The sequence below is a fragment of the Mesorhizobium sp. P2_E7 genome (genome assembly GCF_056403855.1).
Map to the genome: position 1 here is coordinate 1 of NZ_JBFUER010000022.1, position 533 is coordinate 533.

The 533-nt window shown below is 66.1% G+C and carries 1 protein-coding gene; it reads left to right on the forward strand.

What is annotated here, in order from left to right; translation table 11 throughout:
* The coding region (locus AC1DYC_RS31120; protein ID WP_477411478.1) for an Ig-like domain-containing protein at nucleotides 1-533 on the forward strand (533 nt) is incomplete at both ends.

The window sequence follows — 533 nt, forward strand, 5'->3', positions numbered from 1 at the left end:
CCACAACACCTCGGCGGTGACCTTCACCTTCTCCGAGGTGCCAACCGGCTTCGATACGGGCGACATCACGGTGGCGGGCGGCTCGATCTCCGGCCTGGCGCAGGATCTTGTCGGCGATCCGTCGGGCAAGACCTACACCGCGACCTTCACGGTCGCCGACAACTCGACGACGCCGGTGTCGATCTCGGTGGCGGCCAACACCTTCACCGACCCGGTCGGCAACGACAACACGGTGTCCAACACCGACACCGCGACGGTCGACACCGTCAATCCGACGGTTGTGRTCGGCACCGATGACAATGCCCTGAAGATCGGCGATGTCGCGCACCTGACCTTCACCTTGAGCGAGGCGTCGACCAACTTTGGCAGCGGCGATGTCGCCGTCACCGGTGGCACGCTGAGCAATTTTGCCGGCAGCGGCACCAGCTACACCGCCGACTTCACGCCCACCGCCGGCAGCACCACCGCCGCCACCATCAACGTGGCCGGCAGCRCCTTCACCGATGCGGCGGGCAACAACAACACCGCCGCCA